18 protein-coding genes and 1 pseudogene are annotated in these 23,850 nt (G+C 61.0%); 5 read left to right on the top strand and 14 right to left on the bottom strand.

The window, feature by feature from the left end:
* Positions 1-981 precede the first annotated feature (981 nt).
* Together ACO1XS_RS19035 and ACO1XS_RS19040 are read right to left on the bottom strand one after the other, a co-directional pair.
* Positions 982-1,551: an HAD domain-containing protein gene (locus tag ACO1XS_RS19035; RefSeq protein WP_486391423.1), complete on the bottom strand. Its 570-nt coding sequence runs from the start codon at positions 1,549-1,551 to the stop codon at positions 982-984.
* A gap of 655 nt (positions 1,552-2,206) precedes the next feature.
* Complete coding sequence (locus ACO1XS_RS19040) at positions 2,207-2,623, bottom strand: DUF6088 family protein (protein ID WP_486391424.1); 417 nt, start codon at positions 2,621-2,623, stop codon at positions 2,207-2,209.
* Between ACO1XS_RS19040 and ACO1XS_RS19045 the strand changes: the two genes are divergently transcribed.
* The 4 genes from ACO1XS_RS19045 (at position 2,568) to ACO1XS_RS19060 (ending at position 7,937) form a co-directional block, all read left to right on the top strand.
* Positions 2,568-2,837: a hypothetical protein gene (locus ACO1XS_RS19045; RefSeq protein ID WP_486391470.1), complete on the top strand. Its 270-nt coding sequence runs from the start codon at positions 2,568-2,570 to the stop codon at positions 2,835-2,837. The genes ACO1XS_RS19040 and ACO1XS_RS19045 overlap by 56 nt on opposite strands.
* A gap of 707 nt (positions 2,838-3,544) precedes the next feature.
* Positions 3,545-3,886 carry a helix-turn-helix domain-containing protein gene (locus ACO1XS_RS19050; protein ID WP_486391425.1) on the top strand — a complete coding sequence of 114 codons (342 nt, stop codon included), beginning with the start codon at positions 3,545-3,547 and terminating at the stop codon, positions 3,884-3,886.
* A 732-nt stretch (positions 3,887-4,618) separates the two neighbouring features.
* The gene (locus tag ACO1XS_RS19055) at positions 4,619-6,619 is read left to right on the top strand and encodes a hypothetical protein (protein WP_486391426.1); all 2,001 of its coding nucleotides are present in this window, start codon (positions 4,619-4,621) and stop codon (positions 6,617-6,619) included.
* 412 nt (positions 6,620-7,031) lie between these two features.
* Positions 7,032-7,937: a TIR domain-containing protein gene (locus ACO1XS_RS19060; protein ID WP_486391427.1), complete on the top strand. Its 906-nt coding sequence runs from the start codon at positions 7,032-7,034 to the stop codon at positions 7,935-7,937.
* 318 nt (positions 7,938-8,255) lie between these two features.
* Here the strand turns inward: ACO1XS_RS19060 and ACO1XS_RS19065 are convergent, their stop codons facing one another.
* Positions 8,256-9,518: a hypothetical protein gene (locus ACO1XS_RS19065; protein ID WP_486391428.1), complete on the bottom strand. Its 1,263-nt coding sequence runs from the start codon at positions 9,516-9,518 to the stop codon at positions 8,256-8,258.
* Positions 9,519-10,352: 834 nt separating this feature from the next.
* Positions 10,353-11,600: an EamA family transporter gene (locus ACO1XS_RS19070; protein ID WP_486391463.1), complete on the bottom strand. Its 1,248-nt coding sequence runs from the start codon at positions 11,598-11,600 to the stop codon at positions 10,353-10,355.
* Between the two features lie 173 nt (positions 11,601-11,773).
* Here ACO1XS_RS19070 and ACO1XS_RS19075 point away from each other — a divergent pair, with 173 nt between their 5' ends.
* Positions 11,774-12,571: an AraC family transcriptional regulator gene (locus ACO1XS_RS19075; RefSeq protein ID WP_331573827.1), complete on the top strand. Its 798-nt coding sequence runs from the start codon at positions 11,774-11,776 to the stop codon at positions 12,569-12,571.
* A gap of 123 nt (positions 12,572-12,694) precedes the next feature.
* Here the strand turns inward: ACO1XS_RS19075 and ACO1XS_RS19080 are convergent, their stop codons facing one another.
* From ACO1XS_RS19080 to ltnD, 10 genes and pseudogenes are all read right to left on the bottom strand, one after another.
* Positions 12,695-15,058 (bottom strand): PAS domain-containing sensor histidine kinase, encoded by a 2,364-nt coding sequence (locus ACO1XS_RS19080; RefSeq protein ID WP_486391429.1) that lies wholly within the window; start codon positions 15,056-15,058, stop codon positions 12,695-12,697.
* Positions 15,059-15,223: 165 nt separating this feature from the next.
* A complete protein-coding gene (locus ACO1XS_RS19085) occupies positions 15,224-16,648 on the bottom strand; it encodes a hypothetical protein (RefSeq protein WP_331573825.1) in 1,425 nt (474 codons plus the stop codon).
* A 219-nt stretch (positions 16,649-16,867) separates the two neighbouring features.
* Positions 16,868-17,818 carry a GGDEF domain-containing protein gene (locus tag ACO1XS_RS19090; RefSeq protein ID WP_486391430.1) on the bottom strand — a complete coding sequence of 317 codons (951 nt, stop codon included), beginning with the start codon at positions 17,816-17,818 and terminating at the stop codon, positions 16,868-16,870.
* Between the two features lie 26 nt (positions 17,819-17,844).
* A complete protein-coding gene (locus tag ACO1XS_RS19095) occupies positions 17,845-18,477 on the bottom strand; it encodes a chemotaxis protein CheC (RefSeq protein ID WP_331573821.1) in 633 nt (210 codons plus the stop codon).
* Positions 18,470-18,838: a response regulator gene (locus ACO1XS_RS19100; RefSeq protein ID WP_331573819.1), complete on the bottom strand. Its 369-nt coding sequence runs from the start codon at positions 18,836-18,838 to the stop codon at positions 18,470-18,472. Before ACO1XS_RS19100 ends, ACO1XS_RS19095 begins: the two co-directional genes overlap by 8 nt.
* Before the next feature lie 178 nt (positions 18,839-19,016).
* A complete protein-coding gene (denD, locus tag ACO1XS_RS19105) occupies positions 19,017-19,994 on the bottom strand; it encodes a D-erythronate dehydrogenase (RefSeq protein WP_486391431.1) in 978 nt (325 codons plus the stop codon).
* Positions 19,995-20,066: 72 nt separating this feature from the next.
* Positions 20,067-20,846, bottom strand: a complete 780-nt coding sequence (gene otnI, locus ACO1XS_RS19110) for a 2-oxo-tetronate isomerase (protein WP_486391432.1) — start codon at positions 20,844-20,846, stop codon at positions 20,067-20,069.
* Between the two features lie 58 nt (positions 20,847-20,904).
* Positions 20,905-21,579, bottom strand: a complete 675-nt coding sequence (gene otnC / locus ACO1XS_RS19115; RefSeq protein WP_331569490.1) for a 3-oxo-tetronate 4-phosphate decarboxylase — start codon at positions 21,577-21,579, stop codon at positions 20,905-20,907.
* Entirely contained in the window at positions 21,576-22,904 is a 1,329-nt protein-coding gene (gene otnK, locus ACO1XS_RS19120) for a 3-oxo-tetronate kinase (RefSeq protein WP_331569492.1), read from the bottom strand. The genes otnC and otnK overlap by 4 nt, the downstream gene beginning before the upstream one ends.
* Positions 22,901-23,839 (bottom strand): annotated as a pseudogene (ltnD, locus tag ACO1XS_RS19125) (L-threonate dehydrogenase); the annotation flags it as partial. The gene otnK and the pseudogene ltnD, both read right to left, overlap by 4 nt.
* Between the last annotated feature and the right edge of the window lie 11 nt (positions 23,840-23,850).

Raw genomic sequence — 23,850 nt, forward strand, 5'->3', positions numbered from 1 at the left:
CGACGGCCGTCGCTGTTTTGACGAACCACTCTCAACTCAGAGTCTTTGTCAGCCATAGGTGTCCACCTCCAAAATAGGTGGACACCTATGCTCCTCGCTCAGAGCGCCGTTGGGTAGACGCCGACAATGGACCGCATACGATAAAGCAAGGTCCGCTTGGACAGAGGGTGCTGTACCTCTCCGAGCACTATTCCAACACCCTGAGCGCTTCCTCAAGCGCGCTATGGGGGTGGGCGGCGTGGGGACACCATACTGCCGTCAACACGAGAAATGAACGTGAGGGATGCGTCGTCGCCCGCGTACTCACCAGCACATGACATATCGTCCACGCTTACGAAGACTTGAACACAACAGGAATAAGGGACGGACTTGGGTTGCGCAAAAAATACATACTGTATGCGCCAACAGGTACTTTTGCTCCTTATGCGACGCGGCTTTCGCGGTACTGCACTTTTCTAAAAAAGTGCAGTACTCGCCGGGTCCGAGTCAGCGCAGTTTTCTCATTTTTCATGAGAAGTCTTGAGAAAGAGCATCATCGCCAACCGCGAAGGAAGTCTTCAAAATCCGTAGCGTAAGCGCAGCTCATCGGCTCTAGGTCTTCGTCAATTGCCGGACATGTGCTGTGAGCGATGCTCCGACGGAAAAATGTTTGTGCGGGCTCAGGTATTTCGCGCAACCGAACGTACCGTACCGTGCCACCTGTGTGCACAGGCACTTCGAGAAGCGTCGGACGCGGCGGTAGTTGCTCCTTGCCGCCGTTCAAAGCAGCGGCAAGGCATCTGGCCACAAGGTCCCACACGGTCGCCGACCAACGCGGATAGCTGCGCACATGGGCAATGGCGCCAACATCACCGAGCAGCGTTTCTTCCAGGTGCACTTCGTAGTCGGCGAGTGCGCCGTTTTTGACGCGCCCGATGTCCGCAGTGGCAATGACCCTTTTGCTGGACTCGCGACCACCTGGTCACAGTTCTACAGTAACTCTTAGCATCCTTTGTACTCCGTATCGTTATACATCGTTGCTAGTTTAGCTTTCAACTGAGCAAGCACACTCGGCTCGCTGAGGCCGAGCACTGGGTCCGTGAGGACGAGGTGGTCGCGGCACCAAGCGGGCCAATGCAGCCAATCATCATCCATAGCCAACCACTCGACCGGCCACCGGCGCAGGACGTCCGCCCAGATTTGCATGCCACGTGGCGCAGCGGCGAAATCTTCGCGGTTCATCCGGCTGTGATATGTCGCGCCCACGACGCGCGCCTGCAGCGAAGGTGTGAGCCGGCGCGACACGCGCACGATACTTCCGCGATAACGGCGCACCCAACTGGTGGACAGCACTATTTGCACTTCGGGATACGGTTCCAGCACCTCTTCAAGCAGTTTGCAGTGCTCAAAAAGGCTGTGACCCGGCGAGTTCAGTAAAATTGGACCACGCTTGTGAAGTAAGTAGACGTCCTCGGGGTGAAGCACCCCATCGTAATCAAGATACAGTACGCGGCCGCCGGTTTGTCGAGGGGGCGGTATCTGCGGCGTGGGGACCTTCAGTTTTGTTAACATTGCCTACCATATTCCCTGTACAAGTGTGAGCCAACTGCTGTGTGGACATGCAGTCGAAAACTCAGTCGTGCCAGCGGTGGCCGGCGCGCTGGTGCCTCCGCACAGAGAGACGGCATAATTCCAGTCCTCTGACGCTCCAGTCTCCTCAACGCTCGTTCCCCGTGATTTTTTCAACGGGCACCTGCCGCCCGTTCCGTGGATTCAATCGCTTGGATGCTTTGACGCTGCCTCCAACACGCGACGGGCAGTGGTAATGACGTCGTCGCCAATCACATACGCTGCGGGTGGGAGCTGCGCAATCAATTGAGCCGTTCGTGCGCTGGCATAAGCGAAACTTCCTTCGCATAGAACGTCAATTCGAAAGGTGGCCACTAGCCGGGTGCCCGCAGCTGCATGGCGGGAAGTCTCATGAACAAAAATCGTGAAGCGCTCCGACACCGGGTATGGGCCACGCGGTGTCGGATAGGCGAGCGCCCGTAGAGCGCGCTGCGACGTCAAACCGCCCGATTCGATGGAAGTGCCGTCGCACACCACGAGCAAGGTATCGCCACTGCAGTCACCCAGATACACAGCGACGTCCGTCTGCACGGCAGCGCTATGTTGCGATATACCCGGGGCATCGCACATGGCTAGTCCTCTCGCGTCTCGATTCGTCTCATGGAGTGTCCTGATTACCACGCTCGTACACGACTCTCCTGCTACCAACCTGAATCCGCCGGGTGATACGTCGTCGGCCAGTGGTGACGACTGCCACCATCGGTATTTGCGTGGACGTACCACCGTTGTACTCTCTCGCGAGCTTTCCCGGACCGACGGAAATGCCCAGCTTTTTGAAAGCCTCCGCAGCTATTGACTCGAACGTTGCGGCCGACGCGGGACGGCCCGTATATCGATTTATGCGGGTTTTGGCATATATGCCATGGCCTACTCGTATCAGTTGTCCAGTCGCGACCAGCTTGGCTAGCACGCGGGTCAGCTGCGATTGGCTTCCCAGTCCCGACACCTCCGAGCGAAGAATGACGACGCCCGTACGCTGGCGGATGGAGCGCACGACACGAGTCTCCAGTGTCATCTTCGTCAGTTGCTCGGCGCATCGATTGATGAAGTCAATCGCAAAGAAGTCTCCCCATTGCTACGCCGACTTGCATGCCGCAGAACGCGACCAATACCAAACGAGCGACGCTTCAAAGCGGGTCTCCCCGCCGCATACGGAGCATGATGTCCGCGACCGCGGGTTGATGGTCTCTACTAGCCAGATGGAGCAGCACAGCAAGGCCGATTTCTGAAGCAGAATGAGATGGGTCCACGCGCATTCGCGCGATTTTTACCGCCCGCTGGCCAGTGGCAACAGCCTCCCCACGTACTCGCCCTACCGAGTCAACAGATACTGTGAACCGACCGGCCGCATTTTGCACAGACGCTCGCTCCCGCTCCACGAGGCAGGTCACATGCGCTACACGGCCCCGTTGTGTAGTCGGCACAGGCCTATTTGCTATCACGGGACCGTCCTCCGATATGAGTTGTGCGCTCTCATATCGGTGTAAAGCGTGATATGCGTCAGCCCAAATATCTGGAACGCCGCTGTGCTGTATGCACCGGGTGTACAGCTCTTGTGTCCATCGCAGGTCTGAGCCGAAACGGCCAACGCACACGGCAATGGCGATATCCTCGTCCTGCCTGAATCGCGCCGGTTCTACTACATAAGCCAACATTACCACTGCTCCTGTTACATCGCGTCTCGTTGACGGCAGCCTGTCTCGGTGTCACACGATTGCACGCCATTCCTAGCAGGCGTCGGCACCAAACACGTTCTGCACCAGCAGCAAACCCGGGCCACCTATAAGTCGGTAACCCTGCGCAGGGAGGACATGCCCTCTCTGCGACCCGGGTGGCCGATGGGTGCCCAGTCTAAAGCGGAAAACATGCAATGTAAAGATTGGCAGTTTATAAACCGCCACTTTAAATAGGGTAGATTCACAGCTGGCGATGGGCGATGCTCCTGTCGCATATGGAAGACACCACAACACCTCACCAAAAGGCTGCCCGGCTGTGGCTCGGTGCGAATCTAAAATTGTTACGCGGGAAGCTGGGCATCTCGCAAGAGGTGCTCGCTGACCGCGTGGGGTTGCACCGGAATCACGTCGGGCAGATTGAGCGGGGCTTGGCGAACGTAACTCTGGACACTCTGGTGTCGCTCGCCAATGCGCTCGGCGTTCACGAGTCTCAACTGCTCCTAGAACCTACCGAGCGCCCTGTATCCATCAAAACCGGCCGCAAGAAGAAGACCGACGCAGGCGGCCAGACCACGGGCGACCGCAATAAGCCGAAAACTTAACGCCTCGGGTATCCGGTTGATGCCGGCGCAGTGTCTTAAACGCGTCCGCTCAAAAAATCGTACTCGTGGTGGCAGAGCCAAGAGTGCTGCCTCGTCGCAGGATGGCTGTACCGACTCGGTCGCGGAACGACGTCCATGACGCTCGCAGCCACGCCTCGACGGCGCCCTGACACCAACGCAAAAGCTCGTGGTCAAGGAGCCCGGCCTCCCGAGCGCGGCCATCTGTCAGGCCACGCCCATCCGCGTTGTGTGCGTGACTCCGAATCCGCACATGTTGGGCAGGGCTTGAACCGCTCTCCCCTTCCTCCCTCTTTTCGCCTAAAACAGCCTGTTCATCCGACGTCGCTATATGCCTTTGGAACGCTGCGACGCTTGGCCATCGCTGATGGACGTCGCAACGCTCCGCGCGCCGCGGGACGCTGCGAAACACATAACGGCAGTGCTCCTGCATTTTGTGAACCAAATTGACGGCCCCGTTACGGTGTATGGGCAGGCTTGGCCTGTTCACAAACCACCGGCGTCGAAGTGCCAATGAACCTCGAAGTCTTTCTCCCCCGCAAATACATGCTGCACCTCGTTCAAGCGGCGGAACGGCATGACTTCAGCACTGCCCGTTCGCGCATTTAAGCGACCTGCCTATAGAACGGACCATCAATTTTCTGTCGATGATGCCGCCACCGGACATAACGGACGGACGGTCAACTGCCTCGGATGCAGATGACCGGAGGTCCCATGAAAAATTCATGTGAAATCAATCGCGTAGAAAGAGTTCGTTATCGTCTGAAGCTCTGCCATAACGCAGACGATAAGGGTGACTCCTGGCGGCTCGTCGACGGTCCATGCGAGCATCGAATGCTTACATACGAAGAAGTCATCGCCCACCGCAAAACCGAACTCGTTGTCCCGTCTGAGCCCGCGAATTCGAGCGCCGTCCAGGTATTCCGCAACCACCTTTCCACCCTTCATTCATACCTTGCCTATGCAGGGAAAACGGAAGAATCTGCGGTCGGCCGCGAAATGCTTGCTGGATTCGACACGGAACTCCGCTCCTACGTCGACTCGCTGGGCGCTACTGTTACCGCGCGAACGAAAAGCGACCGGCGGAGCCACCTGCGTGCTTGGCGCGCTACGGTTGACGCCCTGCGCAACGGCGTACACAACAAGCAGACGAGCGGCGGCAACCGCGACAAGACGAGCCCATTTCACCATTTGCTGCGACGGTCGATATCGGCTGCCAACGCTCCCGCGAAGACCCTCGCCAAGCGTGCCGGCGCGTCAACCTCTGCCCTGCAGCGCTGGCTCAAGGGGGCCTATCCAAACCGCCGCGCCTACCCATCGGTTCACCGGATAGAAGCTGAACTGGGCCTCGGACGGGATGCGCTGCTTGGCCTGGTGCCGTCGACCACTCAGGCACAGGAGGTCGTGCGCGGAAAGGTATCGACCGAATTTGGCGAGCGTCAGCGCCGCAACAGCAAAAATACCTACCGGCTCCGGACGAAAGACATGTCGTCCGAGTTTCGCCAAGAATGGTATGGCTTCTTCGACTACAAGACCTCACGGAGTCCCCGGTTCAAGCGCCACGACCGGGGCGTCTGGCGTCAACTCCCCGTAGAGAAGCTTGCCAAGAAACTGCCCGCGTATGCGTATCGCGGAAACAAGGGCTCCCCGACTGCGAAAATCGCGATGGAGCGCATTCGCAGTTTTGTAGGCTATCTCGCGCTGCCGAGGAAGGCGGGCGGTTTCGGCCTGCCGCCCGAGGCCGCCCAGTCACTTGCGTGGCTTGCCGTGCCCAGCGCCATCGATGGGTATCTGGAGTTCATGAGCGAGCGGTCCAACGGTGCTGTTCACGGCGGTCACGCCGGCTTCTGTGCGCTCGGCGCCAGCGTTACGCACGCCGCCTTCGGTTACCTGACGCAACAGCCGTCGTTCGCCACCCGCATTCCGGCAGGCTACCTGCAGGATAGCTGGGCAACGACCTGCGAGCAGGCCTACGAGCTTTACCGGCATTGGGCCCGGGACGCGCGCGAAGTCTCGCGCAAGCCCGATGCGCCGATTCAGACGCTCCTAAACGCATCCGAACCGCTCGTGCCTGTCTTTCGTGCCATCGATGCGCTGGACCGGCTAGCTGCCGAGTCCGCACCGGGCAGCCTGCAGGAGAGCCTCTATAAGCGCGATGCGTTGGTTCTCTCGATGCTCACCGCGAATCCGCTGCGGGCGCGCAACTACATTCTTCTGTCGTGGCGTGAAGACGGTACGGGGTCACTGTATCGCCGCGAAGACGGGCAATGGCGCATCCGGTTTGGCGCCAACGACTTCAAGAACGACAGCGAGGCGTCGCATACCGACTATGACGCTCCACTCCCGCGTGCCCTGACCAAGCGGATAGAAGAGTATATCGATGAGTACCGCCTGCGTATTCTCAAAAACACACCCGCAGTCGACCTCGTTTTTCCAGCGAAAGGCGGCGGGAAGTGGGAAAACATGGGCAAACAGCTCGCACGACAGACGCGAAGGCTCATCCCGGGCACGCCCGGATTTGGCCCCCACGCCATGCGCCATTTGGTCGCAACAGATTGGCTGAGGAAACATCCGAATGACTTCTTGACCGCGGCCATGCTGCTTCACGACAAGCTGGAAACCGTACTTAAGAATTACGCCCATCTTAGGCAAGACGAAGCCTTCAATCGTTTCGAGGAGCATTTGAATGCAGTGGGTCGTGCAATGAAGGGCTGAAACGGAGATTCGTCCATACGATACGCCTCGCCTCCCGGCCGCCTGCACCGAAAGCCGTCTGTTCCATGAAGAACGAACGGCTTTTGCTTGCTTTCCCGGACGCTGCCATCCCGGGCCGCTTGTAACAGCTGCGGCTACTCACTTCGGTGGCTTCTCACGCAGCACATACGGCGAGACCTCGCAGCGCGCCGCCTTGGCTGCTGGCATTCAAAGCAATCATCCACGACACGCACCACGTCACACGGTCTCAAGACTCCGAAGGTTCTAGCAGGGCACCGACGTTCCTCCCTGTCGCTCGCAGGGCTCAGCTCCTTTCCGTGGCAAAATGCATCTGCTTACGCCACAGGCTACGAGAGGCTTGAAAAAACCTCTGAAAATCGAGAGCAACAATAAACGAAGGAGAAAAGCTGTCTTGAAGCCCAAAGTCTTTATCGGTTCCTCGGTTGAGGGCCTCGATTTCGCTCAAGGAATTGCCGCTGGTCTGGACTACGCCGCGCGTGCTGTCCCTTGGCCGGCGACTTTCCCTGCAAGCGGAATGACAATTGATTCGCTACTCGAAGAGTTCGCAAACAAGGATTTCGCTGTATTCGTGTTTTCACCGGACGACGTTGCAAAAATTAGAGAAACAGAGTACGCGGTAGCGCGCGACAACGTTCTTTTTGAAGCCGGTTTGTTCATGGGCATGCATGGGCGGAACCGCGTGTTTATCGTCACCCCCCGCGGCACCGAGAAGCCCTTTCACATTGCCAGTGACCTCCTTGGCTTTACACCCATCGGCTACGACCACGATTGGGCAAAAGAGGAAAGCATCGCAGCGGGGGCTAATCCGGCGTTTCTCATAAAATCGGCCATCCAGAAGAGCAATTGGTCCACCCAGCGACTCGATATAACGGACAAAAAGGTATTCTTCCAGGATAAATCAGATACGGGCGCGGATATCACGTATAAAACAAAGCTGTTCTTCAAAGTTTCAAACAACACCAAGTGGCCGGTGGTCGTCGAATCGCTCGAATTTAACTTTGGTGAGCATGCGGCGTGCAAACTTGCCAACATCTATGGCAAGCGCGGTGCGAGCGTTCACAAGCCCGAGTTTCATACGGGTGTAAAACACGACAAAAAGCAGGACGACTACAAACCTGTCTGTCACCTCTATCCCGGTGAGTCCGTGAATGCGTGGGTTGCATACGAGCCCGATACCGACCCCGTCACGCACGCAGCTCAGCTCAATGCACTTGCGACGAGCAACAAGCTCGCGACGTGGACATATTCTTGCGCGTGGGGCGGAGGTCGGCCCCGCAAATACCGCGAGCAGATGTAAATAGAGCCCGACGCCGGTTCAGAAGTCACTGGAAATCAGCAGCGGCCCACCACCGTGGGCTCGCTTGCTAAGTCGTGGAGTGTCTACGCGCTCAGTCTGTGCAACATCCACCCAGCCTACTCTTCCGAGTGAAACATTCACGGCCAAAGACGGCAGTCAGTTGCTGGTCGACGACGAGCCACGAATGGCTAACCATCGGCGAATTTCGAACCGATTCGGTCGCGAGCAGCACCGAGCCTGCGTGGAGATTGCTTAAGCGTTAGGCACTCTAAACGGTGGACCGTGAATGCCTCGTTGGTCCACAGTCACCCAATTGCGTTATGAAAATTCGTAAAGCCGCGCCGCGTTATCTCTTACGAACTCACGGGCCGAATCGTGAAAACCTGGCGGCAAGACCTTATAGCTTCCCACCGGCAGCACAAGTTCAACCCAATCGTTGTCGGGCATCAGATACTGCAGACCCAGTGCTCCATCGCCGCTAATGGCGGCCCGCATCCTTGTGTCCATCGCGAGCATCGCTTGCTTCACGGCAGCAGGGCCTTCAGAGGATTTTCGCGCGTGGCGGCGCCAGCGGTTGTGCTGGTACCCGACTATGGCTTCGTCGTACTCGAAAAGCTTGCTAGACACTATCTGAACGCGCTTAGGGTCCACGCTCGACCCGGCAGTCCAAGCGCTTGGGCGAAAGATGGCCTGTTCAGGACGACCCCGCAACAGCCCTTCCACGTGTGCACGCAATAGCGGTTCGAGTGCCGAATCCACGCTGAAGTTCGGTGAAAGGTCTCCATTGTGCTCGGCAAACGGCGCGAGCAGCCAGGGGAGCACCTTGTCAAGCAAGGTATTCGCACGATGAATCGGAACCAGTACGTCGTCAAGCACTCCCGCCCCAGAGAACCCAACAAGGAACTCCGCACCCGATGCATCCCATCTGGTTATCTCAGCATCGATTTCGTCTAGTGAAGAAAAGACATATTCCAGCGGGTGCGGTCCGAATGCCGACAGACCACGCCGCTTTTTCCTGCTGTCTCGTTCAATCTCAATTCGTCGAATATCCAATCGACGCCGAATTTCTGCTGCATCCCAGCGACGGTCGACAATTGCAAGCCTGCATTGGGAAGGACGAGCAAACCGCTGCCCTGCGACCGCAAGCAGCTCGACTGCGTTGGGGTTCACCCTTTGGCTGACCAGCGCGTTGACGTTCTCGTCTGAAGGCGGCTCTGGCCAGTTCGCGCTATCTGAAGCTCTTGAGCGGGACTCGTGGGTGAGGCCCCAGATAGGCAGGTATGTGCCCGCGTCCCCTTCTGGAATATTCAGACGTCGCGCCAAGACCACAGTTTGGTATCGGTGACGTTCTACGAGCTCAGACGCCGTATTTTGACTGTCTAGCGGGCTGGCAGGAATGCCGCTCTGCACCGCGCGCTCGAGCGCGTGCCAATCGTCAAAGCCAAGCGCCTCGGCAGTGACCTGCTGAGCAGAGGAAAGTGTCAAACTGGGAAATGCCCGACGGAGCTGCTTGGCCTTACGCTTGGCGTGAGCGATATTCGAAGGGACGAAGACGGGTGCAAACTGGACGGCTGCTGACATGGCTCGCTCCTGCGCGTAAGCGCAACGAAAGGCTTGTGCCGGCTCCAAGCCTCACAAGGGAACAAACCAAGTGATGTGTGGCAAAACGCGAAGCTTCTTCTCCAAGAGTTGTGCTACCGGCGCACACGACCAGAAGCGGGGCCGCGCGTAATTAAATCACGCTGCGCCTTGCACGCGCAAGCGCCGTCGGAAAACCTCCCTTCACGCTTGGCTTGGGGTGCGGCGAGACGACGGCCAGTTCCAGCAGAACGCACTTGCTCACGTAACGGCCGTTGAAATTTCGCACTTGAACTGCTACCCGGGCCTGCTATCTTGAAAGGGTGTAGCAGCCGGAATACGAGGCTGGATAAGGCTTTCGGGGAATCCGTCGCGAATCCCTGATTCGCCACCAAATCTCGAAAAGCCTTGTAGATCATCGATCTGCGAGGCTTTTCTCATTTTGGCACCCGGAGAACGACACCAGAAAACGACACACCTGGAGTTCGAACCCATGCCGTGTGTCCGCCTACCCTCCCATCTGCATCGCTCGCCGTACAGCGTCTACCCTTTCCGTCTAGTTCTGCCCGCCGCGCTCGCCGAAGCCGTCGACAGCCGAGGAGATCGCTGCGGCCGAGGCTGAAGCTGAGGCCGGCCGCAAGCTTCGGGAGGCCGCGGGCGCCAAGCCGCTCGGGGAATGCGTCCCGCTGTATCGGAGCACCAAGGGCGGCTCGCACCGCCGTCCCGAAAGGATTAACAGAATGGGCTTGCTCAAAGCGCCAGCGTCAATGTCTCGCAGGCTAGCTTGCTGCAACCATTGATTTGAACGATCCAGACTGCTCTATCCGCGATACCGCGTCAGATCTTGGACGCGCTGAGGGGAACCGTCCGCGCGACACCCCCGGCGCTCCCCCGGCGGAGAATTCCGATCGCGAGGCCCACGATGATCACCACGATCGACACCATTTCCACCCGCTGAACACGTTCACCGATGAGGGCGATCGAGGTCACGATCCCGAACACCGGAATCATCAGGGAGAGCGGCGCGACCGTCGACACGGGATACAACTTCATCAGCGAGTTCCATCCCCAATACGAAAAATGCGTCGCGAGATAAACCTGGAACACGAGCGAAAACACGGCAACGCTGCCCGCGTTGTGCCAGGTCGTCACGAACGGTTGTCCGCCCTCGACTAGCCACGCACCGACCAACATCGGGATGGGAGGAAAGAGACTGGCCCAGACCATGAACGAGAAAATCTCCTTCACGCCGGATTTCTTGATGATGACGTTGCCGATACTCCATGCCACCGCACTGAGTACGATCAGCGCAATGCCGAACACCTGATGCGCGCCTTGCTGCGCCAGGAAGATGCCAGCCAAGCCGATCAGCACGACAGCGGCACCGATCCATTGCGCCGGGCGCATGCGTTCGCGAAACAGCAGAGCACCCCAGAACATCGTGAAAAAGGCACTCAGTTGAATGATTAGGGATGCGATTCCCGGTGCCACGCCCGCGGCAATACCGTAGTTAATCGCACCCCACATGCCGATGCCGAATATCAATCCGTAGGCTGCGACGTAGCCGAAATTAACGGAAGGCCGGCGTACGAAAAAAACCAGTGGTATAGCCGCGAGCACGAATCTGATTCCCGTGAGAACGAACGGATCCATCGAATCCAGACCTAGCTTGGTAATAGGGAAGTTGATGCCCCATACGAAGGTGACGAGCAACGCCAGGGCAAGGTGCTTTTTTTCCATGATGGCTCCAGTGCAAGAAATTCGATTGGCGGGCGCGATGAGGTCGCTCCCGCCGCGCAGCGTTGCGCCTTCCTGCACACCGCTGCGGTTGCAGGAAGGCGCCCGCGTCTCGCTAGCGAAGCGCGAAGCGCTTTTGCAGCAATTAATAACGGATTGATCTTTCACCTGTGTGAGGTCGAGCCCGGAGCAGAAATGCTCGCTGGTGCTGTAAAGTACAGCTGCGCCAACATCATCGGGGATATTTGAAAATATTTCGCGAAGCTCGAACATCATCGACTTCGGCATCGCGTTTCGCTTTTTGGGGCGGTTTAACCCAACCATTAAAACGTTGTTCTGTCGAGACACCTTAAGAAAGGATTGACCTGTCAATTAAACCATCGCATTTTTTGGAATAGCGATACTACCGTGCAATCGAGCATGTTCAGTTGCGAAATCAGGCTTTCTTATTATAAAATTGGGCCAGCGGCATCTCATCGCGAAGCGCGCCAACGGCCGGGCGCGAAGCACCGATTGATCCAATGAAAATAGAGAGATTCGATTCGAACGATGGTCCCCATGCGACTGATGTCGCAGTGACGACTCGAACCTTTAAGGCAGGCGAGGTGTTCGCTCGCCACAGTCATGAGGAAGGACAATTCGCCTACGCGGCGACGGGCGGCATTTCGATGTTTACCGATGAGGGAAACTGGATCGTACCGACGCAGCGCGCGATCTGGGTGCCCGCGAGCGTCGGTCACGAAATGCATATGCACGGCCCCGTCACCATGTTCAATACATTCATTGGGCCGAGGGCGGCTCAGCTTGCGGCTTTGCCATCTCATTGCCAGGTTTTCGGCGTTTCTGCGTTACTGCGGCATCTGCTCGACGCGATGTTGGAACTGCCGGTAGATGCGGGTGCGAAACGTGCGCGACTGGAAGCGGTGCTACTCGACGAGATGAGCGAGATGCCGCGGCTTCCGTTCAGCGTGCCGTTACCCCAGGATCCGCGGTTGTCGCGTGCGTGTCGGCATATGCTCGACGCGCCAACACAGACGATATCGATCGACGAAATGGCAAGGCTGGCGAATGTCAGCCGGCGCACGTTCACGCGGCAATTCCGCGAAGCGACGGGTCTTAGCTTTGTGGCGTGGAGGCAGCACGTCTGCGTGCTCGAAGCCCTGTCTCGACTGAGTCAGGGGGCGAGCGTGAAAGATGTGTCGGTCGATCTGGGATATAGCAGTACCAGTGCTTTTTCCGCCGCGTTCAAACAGCTTCTCGGGGAGCCACCCGTTCGTTACTGTTCTCGATATCGAGCACTTGCGGTAACGGCTCGTTGAGCGCAATCGCGATCCCGGGTCAACATGAACCAATACTGCACCCATTCCATTTAGACCCATTTCAGGCCGACCTCAGCCTCGGCAGAAATGGGTGTAAATGGGTGTCGAAATGATAATCGCCCCTCACCGCTCCGCATTGGCGCTATGCGGTACCACCACTCGTCCGCTCGAGTTCGGTTGGAGCGGCACCATCGCCTCGATCGCCGTCCCTTCCCCCGGCGCACTGACGATAGCGAGCGTCCCACCCAGCATCGACACGCGCTCCCTCATCCCCGCCAATCCGAAAGACCGTTTGCGGATCGCCACCGGATCGAAGCCGCGGCCGTCATCGCAGACGCGCAACCTGCACGAGCTTGCGTCATGCTCGAGCGTGACGACGACATGTTGCGCGCGTGCGTGCCGGCGAACGTTCGTCAACGCTTCCTGGGCGATGCGAAACAAGGCAACGGCGTGATCCTCGGCCAGCGGCGGCACCTCTTCCGGCATCTGGAGCCTGCACGACGGCGGTTCGTTGTGCCCAAACTCCGCAACGAGCCATTCGAGCGCCGCTGCGATACCCGCATCGAGCACCGCCGGCCGCAACGACGACACCACGTCGCGAACCACCCGCATCGTCTGATCCGTCAGCGTCACGAGCTTTCGAACATGCTCGGCGAGCTCGGGGTTATCGGTGCCGAAGCGCAGTCGAAGCGTCGATGCGCCCATGCGAAGCGCCGTCAAATGCTGCCCCAGTTCGTCATGCATCTCGCGCGCGATGCGCTTGCGCTCCTCCTCGACCGCCGTTTCGCGCTTGGAGGTCAGCTCGCGCAACAATTCATAGGACTCATGCACACGATGCTCCGCGTCCTTGCGCTCGGTAATGTCTCGCCAAATCGTCAGCACGCCCTGGACCGCACCCGCGGTATCGTACTCGGGCACCGCGTGCACGTACCAGCACTCATGTCGATCATCGTGATCGCCCGAAAGCTCGAACTTCGCGGGCCGGCCGCTCACCATGATCTGCTTCAACCTCGCCTTGAACTCGCGCGCGGCGCCGCGCGGCGCGCGCGGCAAGCTCCCGGCGCTGCCGCCGATCAGCTCGGCGGCTCTGATGCCGCTCGCGCGCTCGAACTCGGGGTTGACATACGTGCGCCGGCAGTTCCGGTCATACCGGGCGATCGGGTCGGGCGCATTTTCGGCGAGTGTCCGAAATGCGCGTTCGCTGTCTCGCAGCGCCCGCTCCATGAGGCGCAAACGTGTAATGTCCCGTGCGAGACCCAGCACACTGATGACCTCTCCTCCGGCGCTTTTCTCGGGAATGTAGCGCACCTCGAAGATGCGCTCGCCTTGGGGCGTCGCCCATTGGACTTCGGCCTCGTTGGGCTCTTTGCTGATGAAAGCGTGGTGGACCGCGGCAATATGGCGCTGCTTCAAGTCCGCGTCGTCGTTCGCGGCGAACTCGAACGGACGCCCACCGGCCGCTGCCCGCCGCGCACTCCCGAATGCGGCGGAGACGGCCGGATTGGCGTAGATCACTTGCCCGGCGCTATCGAAGCGCGCAATGAAATCGGGCAGATTTTCGGTCAGCGTGCGAAACAGTTGTTCGTTGCGTTTGAGCTCGTCGATATCGCGGCAGATGGCAAGAACGCTTGCCACCGTCCCGTCAGGCGCCAGCTCCGGCACCATGCGCATATGCCCCCAGCGTAGCGCGCCGGAACCGTCGCGAAACCGCATTTCGTCGGTGATCTCGTTTCCTGTTTCGAGAACGTATCTGAGCTGCGCCATATATCGGCCGGTATCGACGATGGGCGACAGTTCCGCGGGAGATCGACCGATCACGTTCGGGGCAAAGTTGAGCAACGCCGGGTTGACATAGGTGCGGCGCAAAGCGCGATCGTAGCGGGCGATATAGTCGGGCGAATGTTCGACGACGGCGCGAAACGCCTGTTCGCTCGCATGCAGTCTTTCTTCGGCATTGCGCCATTCGGTAATGTCGCGCCCGAGCGCCAGCGCGCCAATGACCTCTTTCGCGGGCCCGCGCTCGGGAACGATGCGGACATGGTGATGGCGGACGGTCCCGCTCGGATCCGCCAACGACATCCCCAGTTCCTGCGGCGAGCCCGATGCAATCACCTCGGCGAGCCGTTGATGAAGCACCGCGAGCGTTTCGCCCGGATGATGCTCGCTCGGCGTTTTTCCGAGCAGCATCTCCAGCGGGTGGCCAAGCGTGGCCTGCAAAGCCGAGTTCGCGTAGACGAGACGGCACTGGAGATCGTAACGGCAGATGACGTCCGGGCTGCACTCGGCGAGCCGGCCAAATTGCGCATCGAGTTCGACCTGGGTCGAGAGCAGCGATTGCGTCTGCTCCCGCGCCTTCAATTGCAAGAGCCCATCGAGACGCGTCAGCTGACGTTCGAGACGATCGGCCCGCTCCTGCAGGGCGGCATTATTTCGTTTCAATTCCTCGAGCAGGTTCGAAACGGGCGAATGGGTGGGGGTTCGACTCATGCGTCACTTTCTCCGCGTCCCGACGGATCGCTAACGCAGGCATTGGGGAGGCAAGACTGGCTCGAGTGAGACTTCCCGAGCACCGGGCCAAGCGCCCCTGCGTCCCGCCTACGGCCCGCTTGTACTTTGCGCCGATCGTCGTCATAGCGGAGTGTACACGCGTCGTTAAAACGGCCCGCCCCCTCGCGTGACCTGGGGGGCATACTCAACCGTCATGATCGCTTCGTCGCCGAGCATGTCCGCCATCGATACCTGCATATGCAAACGCCCGGGCGAAAGCGGATTGGCGTCAACGCATTTCATTGCTTCGAGCAGCAGCGCCAATTCGTCCCGCCGCGGATCCTCGGCAGACATCCGCGCGAGCCGCTCGGTCCCGCGGCCGATCAAGTCCGCATCGGTCGCCCGCGTGCCGATCTCGATCAATTGTCCGTGCGTCAGGGTTCGGTCAGCGTCGAACGCCTCGACTACCGCGATGCTCCCGGCGTAGATCGCCCGATAGCCGGGACCTTCGGTCGGGATGCGATCGCGTATCGTTTGAACATCGGGCAGTTTGAACCTCGCCAACGTCGGCCGATCGACCAGGTCTTCGCGTAACAGGTACTGAATCCCCTCGTCCCAAAATCGTTTATGCCAAGCAGCCGACCCAATGTCATCGTAATACTCGAGGCTGCACATCTGCGCGGAGGTCGCCGGCTCGATCTTGGCTAACGGTTCATCGTCACGTTCGCCCCACTCGCCGACCAATAGCGAGCGACGGACATAGCTTTCGTGAAACGAGCGGGCGGTACAAACAATTTCGTTCTGATCGACGACGGCAAACATCTGACACTGCATGACCATGGCGGCTGCCTCCTCGCGGCTCACGTCCCCCGCTTTCACGGCATCGCCGAGCATCTCGTACCACTTGGCCCGCTCGCGCTCCGACGCGTGATGAGCTGTCCCGGCCGTAAATATCTTCGCCACCCGAAGCTCGAACGGGTCGAAATGCGCATTGCGCGCCGCATGTCCGTAGCGTTGCAAGGTGTGCGGTACGAACGGAGGTTTGCGGTCGCTGCCCACGTTCCAATCGTGGCGATAGCCCACCGCCTCATAGAAGTCGAGGCCCAGGCTCGCCAGTCGCCCGGGAAAGGGTTCGCCGAGCGCGGCGCAATAAGCGAGGAAATTTGCGCCGGCCGCCCGGCCAACCCCCGCACAGTGTTGCGCGTCGTGTTGAAAACCGGGGCCTTCGTACCCCACTTCGCTCCTGAACGACGCTGCGCATTCCGGTGCCCGGGCAGCAAATCCCGTTGCCCAATGCGCGTCGTCGGTCGTCTTGCGGCCAGTGGATTCCAGCGGTGCCCTGGAGAGCGAAATCTTCGAAGCATAGGCGGCAGGCAGCGGCGGGCGGCCCCCACTCGCAGGGAAAAGATCGATGCGTACCGGTCCTGTAAGCTCGGCACGCCTCGCCAACGCGCCTTGGCTCGTACCCCGGAAATGCGGAAGCTCGCTCAGCGCAGCCGGTCGCACGGCCGGCGATCCCGGTTTGACGACCTCTTTCGAGGCCGCATCGTCGGCAGGCCGATTGACGTTGTTATCCGGAGTGCCTCCCAAGCCCCGTATCGAAGAATCCATGTGACAGAGATACCCGTGACGAAGGGAAATCGATGCTATGAGAACGCCGCCGCACGTTTGCGTCGAGAGGCGAAGCAGCGAGAGGCAATACGAAAAGTGGACTAGCCGCGGCCGATGGTTCGAACGCCGCAGCGCTTATCGACAACCGGCCGCGTCGGGAGGTTTCGAGCTGTGGCAGTGGCAGCGGCTGCGGCTGCGTCACGCATGCGCGACGGCCATGGCGACGCGATTGCGCCCGCCGCGCTTGGCAGCGTAGAGCGCGTGATCGGCCTCTTCGACGAGCAGCTCGACGCTCGCCGCACCCGCGCGCACCGTCGCGCAGCCGACGCTGACGGTCACACTCAGCCGCACATCCGGCAGCACGATGCCATCGCCGGCAATCGCTTGACGAATGCGCTCGCCGGCCGCTCGCGAGCCGGCCGGATCGCAATGCGGAAGGATCACCATGAACTCCTCGCCGCCGTAGCGCGCGAGCACGCCCGTGTCGCCGATCTCGTCCGCGACGGTCGCGGCGATCCGTCGCAATACGGCGTCGCCGGCCGGATGGCCGTACGTATCGTTGACGTGTTTGAAGTGATCGATGTCGAACAGCAGCACGGAAAACACCTCGCCGCTCGCCTGCCAGGCGCGATACTCGCCTTCGAGGCACCGTATGATGTAACGCCGATTGAACAGGCCCGTAAGCGCATCGCGCTCGGACGAATCGCGCAGCGCTTCGAGCGCCGCCTCTTTTTCTCGCCAGGCGGCGGCAAGCTCCGTAACATCGGCAATCGTCACGCAGACAGCCACGACCTGGCCGTCTTCCATGAGCGGCATGAACGCGCAATCCTGCTGCATGCGGTCGAACGATCCGGTGATCGGGCAATCGTGTTCGAACGGCAGCAGCCACGGCCTGTGTTGCCACGACGAGAACGAGCCGCTGTGCAGCAGGAACACGGTATCGAACTTGCGCTTGAGCCAGGCATGCGGCAGATCGGGAAAGCATTCGAAGATGCTGCGTCCGCGCGCGGCCTCGGCGCAAACGCCGCTATGCTCGGACATGAAGCGATTCCACATCACGATGCGATAGTCGCGATCGACGGCGAAAATCCCCAGCTGAACCCGCTCGAGCGCAAGCTCGGCAAGCCGGGCGGTATCGGGCATTTCCATTGACTGCCTCTGCCTCGAAGACGTCGTCAGAGATTGGCGAGGAATCCGTCGAGCGCGGTGACCAGCGCCTCGACCGCCTTCGCCGTCATCAGCGTCAACAGGTGCGATCCGAACACGCCATCTTCCGTCTGCAAGGTCACCTCGAGCAGCAACGCCCTGTCCCATGGCAGTTTCGACGGGTTGAGGATGTCTTCGAGATCGAGATGCGCGCCCATCACGCGCGGCGGCGTGAATGTCGGTACCTGCCCGATCTGCTCGAACAGGCCCGTCAGGCAGGCCCCTGTGATGAGATTGGCGACGTCGGACAACGCTTCGATATCTTGCTCGTCGGCCTCCTCGGGCGACGCGAGTTCAGACTCGTCGGCACGGAAGACGAACTTCATGTGCGCCGCGCCCCGGCTATCGAACAGCGATATGGCTTCGCCGGCTATGTCGCAGCGAAAGCTTTGGCGCAGCGCCGTGACAGGCTCGGTGAAGTCGAGCATGTCACGCACGGCGGACGGCAGCGAAACGGTGTCAACCATGCGGATGCGCGGCACGGAAAGATGAATGAACCGGCCCAGCAATGCAGCCAGTCTCGCCCCGGCCTGCCCCATCCCGATGTTGGCGATTTCCTGAAGCGCGTCGCGCCGGTCGCCGCTCAAGATCGCGTCACTCATAGAGTCCATACTCTTTCAGGATGGGCAACAGCTTTTCGCTAGAAATGGGTTTTTCGACGAAGGCGACGGCACCCAGTGCCTTCACACGTACTCGCGCTTCGGGCTGGATATCGGCGGACACGACGATGACGAAGCTGTCGAGTCCTTCCGCACGCACCGTTTCGAGGACATCGAAACCCGTCATGCCCGGCATCGTCAGATCCAGAAACATGATCGAAGCGCGCCCTTCGCGGTATGCCGCGATGGCGTCGGAGCCGTTCGACGCCTGAGACACATCGATATCCCAGGCGTCCGGTAACGCGTTGATCAGCAAGCGGCGGGCGAGCGTCGAGTCGTCCACCACGAGTACAGGCAATCCCATGGCCGTCATTCCTTTGTAACTGAAGGCAATAACGGCGGGGTAAATTACTTTCTGAAGTGCTCCATAACCCGAGGGTAATAGAATAATCCGCAAACGATTGCGGACATTATCATTCAACCGTTTGAAACGCACCCCGTTTTTAATTGATTTAAATCAAATGGGGCTGGCGTTTCGGGTGCTAGGCGCGTGGCGCGTCATCCGCGAGGTACGCCCGGATCACATCGACGAAGTCGCGGTCCCCGATAAACCCAAGCGATTCCGCGCGCGTCGTATCCCACCGTCCAGGCCAACTGCCGACGATGCGCTCGATACGTTCGTCACGCCGATAAACGACGCGCGCGGCAGCGGCGTCGCCTGCCACCTCGCGCAACGCTTCGATCATCTGCGCGGCGCTGACGGACAAGCCCGGCAAGTTGACGATCGGCCTTTCTCCAAGCAGCGACGGATCGAGCGCATAACCGTGCACCAGGGCCTCGATCGCGGCGCGCGGCGAAAGCAGCCACAAGCGCGTCGCCGGGTCGACCGGCAACACGGCGGTCTCGCCGGCCAACGGCTCGCGCACGATACCGCTCGCAAACGAGGACGCCGCGGCATTGGGCCGCCCCGGCCGCACGCTGACGGTCGGCAAACGCAGCACCCGGCCGTCGACGAAGCCGCGGCGGGTGTAATCGGCGAGCAGCAGCTCGGCGACCGCCTTTTGCATCCCGTATGAAGAGCGCGGATCGAGCGCGGTGTCGTCGCGCACGATTTCCGGCAGCGCTCCACCGTAGACCGCCACCGAACTCGTGAACACGACGCGCGGACGATGTCCCCGTGCGCGGCATACCTCGAGCAATTGGCGCGACGCGTCGAGGTTGATTCGCATGCCGAGATCGAAATCCGCTTCCGCCTGACCGCTCACGATCGCCGCCAGATGAAAAATCGCGCAAGTGTCCGGTTCGATTGCGTCTTCCAGCACGCGCCGCTCGGCCATATCGCCGACTACGCTGCGCACGCGCGTATCGCCCGCGCTCGGAGCGGGGACGACATCGAGCAACGTCAATTCGTCGATGGGTTGGGTGCGGCCCTCGCAACCGGGCAACGCGCCCTCATCGAGGAGCCTGCGCGCGAGCCGTTGACCGAGAAAGCCCGCACCTCCGGTGATCAGTACCTTCATCTGGAATATTCCTCGTCGTCCTGTTTCAGTTCGTCCGGCATCCTGACGATTCGCGGCCCTGGGCGATGGCGCCTAGCGCTTGTATGGCGCGAACCAGCCGAGCCCCTCGGACGTGCCCGCGCGCGGCCGATATTCGCAGCCGATCCAGCCGCCGTAACCCAATGCGTCGATGAGCGAGAACAGATACGGATAGTTAAGCTCGCCGATGTCCGGCTCGTGCCGCTCGGGAACGCCCGCGATTTGGATATGTCCGATGCCCGCGATATCGCGCTCGAGCTTGGTCGCGAGGTCGCCCTCCACGATCTGGCAGTGATAGCAATCGAACTGCACCTTCAAATTCGGCGCACCGACCTCGCGGCAGATCGCCTGGGCGTCGTCCTGCCGGCTCAGGAAATAGCCGGGCATATCGCGTGTATTGATCGGCTCGATCAGGATCGTGATGCCGGCGCTGCGCGCCCTGTCGGCGGCGAGCGCGAGGTTGCTCAAATAGGTGTCGCGATGGCGCGCACGATCGTCCCCGGGGCCGGCTAGCCCGGCCATCACATGGATCTTGTCGTTGCCGAGCACGGCAGCGTACTCGAGCGCGCGATCGACTCCTCGGGCGAACGCGTCCTCTCGCCCTGGCAACGATGCCAGGCCGCGCTCGCCCGCGGCCCAGTCGCCGGGCGGCGCATTGAAAAGCGCCTGCACGAGATCGTTCGCGTCCAGCCGGGCTTTCAATTCCTGCGCGGGAAAATCATAGGGAAAGAGGTACTCGACGGCCGCAAACCCGTCCCTCGCCGCGGCGGCGAAGCGATCGGGGAACGCATGCTCGTTGTACATCATCGTCAGATTCGCGGCGAAGCGCGGCATGATAGGACTCCTTTCAGTGTCGAGGGCGCATCACGTGCAACGAGATGGGTCGAACGCGCTACCAGTGGGCGCCGAACGTCTGCCGCAATTCGTCGAGCGCCGTTTCGTCGAGCGGTTCGGGGCGCGGCGTCGCCATGAGCCACAGCCGCGCTGTCTCTTCGAATTCCTCGAGCGCATACGAAGCGTGCGAGACGGAACGCTCCCAGACCACGGGCCCCAACCGCTCGAGCAGAACGGCTCGCACGGTTGCCGCCAGCGCGGCGACTTCTCGCGCAACTTCGCTGTCGCCAGGGCGGCGGTAACGAATCAGCGGCGCGTGGCCCACTTTCATCACGTAGTACGGCGTGATCGGCGGCAGTACGTCGTCATCGCGCCATACACCGCCCGCCTCAGGCCGGGCGAGCGTGAGTGCCACGAGGTGCGTCGAATGCGTATGGACGATGCCGCGCGATGCGGGGCTCGCCGCATAGATCGCACGATGCAGCGCAAGCGTTTTCGACGGCTTGTCTCCCGAAACGGGGTGCCCGTCCAAATCGACCTTGGCGATGCGCGCCGGATCGAGCCGTCCGAGGCATGCGTCGGTCGGCGTGATGAGCCAGCCGTCGTCCAGGCGCGCACTGATGTTCCCCGCCGTGCCGACCGTATAGCCGCGCGCGTAGAGGCTCGCACCGGTCGCGCAAATCTCTTCGCGCGCCGCGGATTCAGCCTGTCGCAAATTGAGCGAGACCGTCATGACGCCGCTCCGCCGAGTTGACGCAGCGCCTTCTCGAAAAAGTCGACGCTGCCGAAGTTGCCCGACTTGAGCGCCAGCGCGAGCGGGGTCGGTCCGATGCTGACCGTTGCGGGCACACCCGGATCGATTTGCGCGCCGATGCGCAGCGCGCGCACGCCGAGCGCTTGCACGACGGCGCCGGATGTTTCGCCGCCTGCGACGACGAACCTGCGTACGCCCAGCGCATGAAGCGCGCGGGCAATCGATGCGAGCGCGGCTTCGACGAGTGCGCCCGCGCGCTCGACGCCGAGTTCATGCTGGGCGGCCCGCACCTCGTCAGGTGTGGCCGTGGCATAGACGAGTACCGGCTCGGGTGTCGATGCTTCGGAGTGCTCTCGTGCGAAAGCCACCGCCCGTTCGACGAGCGGCTCGCCGCGGGCCAGCGCGAGCGGATCGATGCGAAAAGCGGGACGCGACGCCCGCCACGCCCCCACTTGCGCAAGCGTCGCTTTCGATGCACTGCCGGCCAGCACGGCCGCACCGCCATCGACGCACGGCAGTGCCCCCGCATCGCACGTCGCTGACAGCAACCCCGCGCGGCGAAAGTTCTCCGGCAGCCCGAGCGCGAGACCCGAGCCGCCCGTCACGAGTGCCCTATCCATGCATGCGGCGCCCAGCGTGTGCAGATCGCTGTCGGATATCGCATCGGCAATCGCAATGCGCACGCCTTTGGCCTGTTCGGCGGCTAATGCGGCGCGCACCGCATCGCTGCCGCGCGCAACCGCGTCGTAGCGCACGAGCCCGACTTTGCCCTGGGTTTGCCGTTCGAGCACGCGCACGAGATTGGGATCGCGCATCGGCGTAAGCGGATGGTTCTCCATGCCCGACTCGTTCAAGAGCGCATCGGCGACGAACAGATGTCCTCGATAAACGGTGCGTCCGTTTTCCGGAAAAGCGGGACAGGCAATGGTCAAACCGCTGCCGGGCAGATCGGCGAGGGCATCGAGGAGCGCCTCGGCCACCGGACCGATGTTGCCGGCATCGGTCGAATCGAAAGTCGAACAATATTTGAAGAAGAACTGACGGCAACCTTGAGCGCGCAGCCATTCGAGTGCGGCGAGCGACTGAGAGATCGCATCGGCCGCCTCGATCGTGCGCGACTTGAGTGCAACCACGAGTGCGTCGGCACCGCGCGCGGCCGCGGCGACTTCCGGGGTCTCGGGTACGCCGATCGTTTGCATCGTGCGCATGCCGCCGCGTACGAGCATGTTCGCGAGATCCGTCGCGCCGGTGAAATCGTCGGCGATGCACCCCAGCAGCGCACGCCCTTGCCGTGCCCCGCTCATTGCGCGGCCTCCTTGTCGTTGTGGCGTCCGCCCGCCGGCAGGTCGATGCCAGGGAACACCTTGATGACGGCCGAATCGTCCTCGCCTCCGTGGCCGGCGCTCGATGCCATCATGAACATCTGATGCGCCGCGGCCGAGAGCGGCAACGGGAATTTGCTCCGCCGCGCGGTGTCGAGCACGAGGCCGAGATCCTTCACGAAGATGTCGACGGCCGACAGCGGCGTGAAATCGCCCGCAAGGATATGCGGCACGCGGTTTTCGAACATCCAGGAGTTGCCGGCGCTATGCGTGATGACCTCGTAGAGCGCCTCCGGGTCCACGCCCTCGCGCAGACCCAGTGCCATGGCCTCGGCCGCCGCCGCAATATGGACGCCCGCCAGCAGTTGATTGACGATCTTGATTTTCGAGCCGATACCATGCGCCGCGCCCAGCCGATACACTTTTGCGGCTATCGCTTCGAGTACGTCGTTGCAGCCTTCATACGCGGCGGCCGGCCCCGACGTCATCATCGTCATCTCGCCCGATGCGGCCCGCGCGGCGCCGCCGGACACGGGCGCATCCAGCATCTGCAGCCCCGCGGCCTCGATACGCTTGCCGAGCGCAACGGCATATTCGGGTGCCACGGTCGCACTCGCGATGACGATACCGCCGCGCGACATCGCCGGTACGGCACCGGTCTCGCCGAAGAGCACTGCATCGGTCTGTGCGGCATTGACGACGAGCGTCAAAACCACCTCGCAACGGCGCCCGAGTTCCGCCGGGTCCGCGCAGGCGACGCCGCCCTCAGCGGCGAACGCATCGAGCACGTCGCGGCGCACGTCGCACCCATACACGGTGAACCCGGCGCGCAGTAACGATCGGGCCACGCCGAGGCCCATGGCACCCAGCCCAATAACACCGACATTTTTCGACATGCTCGACCTCTGCAGAAAATCAGGAGTCCTAC

It is taken from the genome of Trinickia sp. (genome assembly GCF_057351765.1).